Source organism: Prevotella jejuni (assembly GCF_900187995.1).
GTDB classification, from domain to species: Bacteria; Bacteroidota; Bacteroidia; order Bacteroidales; family Bacteroidaceae; genus Prevotella; species Prevotella jejuni.
Map to the genome: position 1 here is coordinate 1 of NZ_FZNZ01000080.1, position 3,402 is coordinate 3,402.

2 protein-coding genes are annotated in these 3,402 nt (G+C 40.6%); both read left to right on the forward strand.

Annotated features, from left to right (window positions below; translation table 11 throughout):
• Positions 1-307 precede the first annotated feature (307 nt).
• Positions 308-2,335, forward strand: a complete 2,028-nt coding sequence (locus CHB62_RS14350) for an alpha-amylase family glycosyl hydrolase (RefSeq protein ID WP_089367356.1) — start codon at positions 308-310, stop codon at positions 2,333-2,335.
• A gap of 465 nt (positions 2,336-2,800) precedes the next feature.
• Positions 2,801-3,169 (forward strand): desulfoferrodoxin family protein, encoded by a 369-nt coding sequence (locus tag CHB62_RS14355; RefSeq protein WP_089367357.1) that lies wholly within the window; start codon positions 2,801-2,803, stop codon positions 3,167-3,169.
• Positions 3,170-3,402 lie beyond the last annotated feature (233 nt).

The following is a 3,402-nucleotide window of genomic DNA, read 5'->3' on the forward strand; positions in this document are numbered from 1 at the left end:
GTTGACTGTCTCAGCTATACTTTTGTTTAATGAGTAACTTTGGCTCTTACGTTAAAGCACTACGAAAAGCGTCCACACATTTAACGGAAGAACCATTTTTTTAATCAAAGTTAAGCATGTTCTATGTAGAAAAGGTTGATGATGAGGGTGAGAACCTGATGTTAGTTCTTTACTTAATAAACCTATGTTCAAGGTGCAAACGATTGCATGAAAAATAATGAAAGACGTGTGGTGATTGGCAATACAATGTGTTGAAAATCACTAACTTTGTACTTATCAACAGGAGATAACTAAAATCGAAATCTATATGAAACGTATTTTGACAAGTTTATGTGCACTTTTTGTGTGTTTGAACATCATAGCACAGGGTTGGCCTGCTGGTTATGGTGGTGTAATGCTACAGGGTTTTTATTGGGATTCGTTCGACGATTCGCAGTGGAATGTGCTGGAGAAGAAAGCTAATGACTTCTCTGGTTATTTCGACCTTGTATGGGTTCCGCAGAGTGGTAAGGCTGCTGCAACGAAGTCGATGGGTTATGATCCACTCTATTACTTCAATCAGAACTCATCGTTCGGTACGGAGGCGGAGTTGAGGAGTATGATTACTACCTTTAAGAACAAGCAGATTGGTACGATTGCCGATGTGGTTATCAATCATCATGGAACGAATAATGGATGGTTTGGTTTCCCTGCAGAAGTGTATAAAGGAGTGACTTATCAGAACCTTTCTACGGATGTTTGTGCTGATGATGACGGTGGAAAAGCTGCTACAGAAGCAAGAAAAACGGGTGCTCAACTTAGTCAGAATAATGACGAAGGAGAAGGTTGGGGTGGTATGCGCGACCTTGATCACAAGAGTGGTAACGTACAGAAGATTGTAAAAGCATACGAAAATTTCTTGCTTAATGACCTCGGTTATGCTGGTTTCCGATATGATATGGTGAAGGGATTTGGCGCTTCTCATGTTGGTGATTATAATACAGCAGCAAATGTAAAGTACTCGGTAGGTGAGTTTTGGGACGGCAATGCGAATACTGTAAAGGCGTGGATTGATGCCACAGGAAAACGTAGTGCTGCCTTCGACTTTGCTTTCCGCTATGCTGTTCGTGATGCTATTAATCAGAATGATTGGCGTATTCTTAGTGATACAAGACTTACAGGGCTTAATGTAGATAATGGTTCTTATAAGCAATATGCCGTTACCTTTGTTGAAAATCATGATGTTCAAGATAGAGGAACGACGAGCGGTTACAGCCCAGATCCTATCCGTAAAGATACGTTAGCTGCCAATGCTTATCTCTTGGCAATGACCGGAACACCTTGCGTTTTCTATACTCATTATCTTGCTTATCCAAAGGAAATAAAGGCAATGATTGATGCTCGTAAGTTAGCTGGGGTAACGAATACGAGCAGTTATCAGGTCTATCGTTCTTCAAAAGATTATTATGCCAATGTTGTTACAGGTACGAACGGAAAACTCTTGGTCGTAGTGGGTAACAATGCTAACCAACTGACAGTTCTTACCTCACGTTATACAAAGTTGTTGAGTGGTTATCACTATGCTTATTATTTGGCTAATGATGCTGAGAGCCCTTGGGTTGATAAGGCGAGTGGTCAGTATGAAGTAGAGAACTTAAAGGTTAAACTAACAGCCGTGTCTACCAATGCGGGAGCTAAACTTGTTTATACAACGGATGGTACAGAGCCAACGGCAAGTAGTGCGCAGGTGGCTTCTGGAACGGAGATAACTCTTCCTGAGGGTGAAACAACCTTGAAGGTGGCATTGTTGGCAGGTGGTGTAGTGGGTAAGGTTATCACTCGCAGCTATAAGGTTACGGCTCCTGTTCCCTTCACACCAGAGACGATTCGTGTCTATGTGAATACTGATCAGGTGAATTGGAACTCATACGTGAATTATCATTCATGGGGTGGTACGCATACAGCAACGTCATGGCCTGGCGATAAGGTTACTTCAAAGACAACTGCGAATGGTAAGACATGGTTTTATAAGGACTATACGCTCACAAAAGCTGATGACTATGTAAACTTTGTGTTTAGTATTGGTAGCGCATCAAATGCCAGTGCCAATCAGACTATGGACATTGAACGCGTGAAGAAAACGTCTTACTTTGTTATCTCATCAACAAAGGAGAATGGCAAGTATGTGGTCAATAACGTGACGAATGAAGTTGCTGGTATTGAGGGAGTTGAGGTTGATGCTAAACAGAGTAAGGGCGATAAGTATTATTACACACTCTCTGGTCAGCGACTCACAGGCAAGCCTTCACAGCGTGGCGTTTATATCCAAGCAGGCAAGAAGATAGTTGTAAAGTAAGTAAAGCTATCAGATCAAAAGAAAAAAGCATACACTTTTGTAAGTAATTCCTTATCTTTAGAGGTGTATAAACCATGAGAAAGTAAGTCTTCTTGTTACATAAAGGAGACTTACTTCTTGTTTTATATGCACTTTCTAACGTTATATGCCATTTCTTTATTCAATAACTTGCGAGATGTTTAGCCCTTCGCACATCGCGTGCTCATGGTTCGCACCATTGGTGCTGGGCGTTAAGTTCATTGATGCTGGGCGTCATTACGATGGTAAAAGACGGTAGAATAAGGTGGAGTAGACAATGTTTTTTGAATGATAATAAGGTATGGAATTATGTAAATGAGAAGCCATCACTATAAGTAGTAAAGTCTTAAAGAATGTAAAACTTGTAATATTTACAAGGAGAAAGTTCTTTTCTTTCGGAAAATAGATATATCTTTGCAGACATAAAACATTAAGAAATAATTTATTATGTCAAAGCGAAACGAATTATATAAGTGTTCAGAGAGTGGTCAGATCGTTGAAGTATTAGTAGGCGGTGAGTGTGGTGTTGCTGGTATGGAGCATTTAGTTGAGAATACTACTGATGCTGCTACAGAGAAGCACGTACCTGTTGTTGAGAAGATTGAAGGTGGCTACCGTGTAACTGTTGGTGAAGTTGAGCACCCAATGACAGAGGCTCACTCTATCCTTTGGATTGAGTTGGTAACTAATAACAACGAGGTTCTCCGCAAGTATTTCGAGCCAACAGACCGCCCAGTAGCTGAGTTTAAGACTGATGCAACTGAGGTTTACGCACGTGAGTACTGCAACCTCCATGGTCTCTGGCGCTCAAAGTAAGAGCAACTTTTCAGACTTACATATAATAGTGGGTGTATGAGTCTTCTTAAAAAGGAGAGCATACACCCTTTTTCTTTTCTATCTTCCTATACTTTCTGTTATTATATTAAGCCTAATATACCCAATTAGGCTAATTAGGGGTCAGTCCTAAAACCCAGTTGCAAGCCTACTCTCTTAAGCACACAATTTCATAAGCCTATATAAAAAGAAAGGAATATCTGTCACCCCTCTGA

Excerpts from the sequence above, each read along its gene's own strand:
- CHB62_RS14350 (WP_089367356.1), top strand. The coding sequence starts at position 308 with ATGAAACGTATTTTGACAAGTTTATGTGCACTTTTTGTGTGTTTGAAC.
- CHB62_RS14355 (WP_089367357.1), top strand. The coding sequence starts at position 2,801 with ATGTCAAAGCGAAACGAATTATATAAGTGTTCAGAGAGTGGTCAGATC.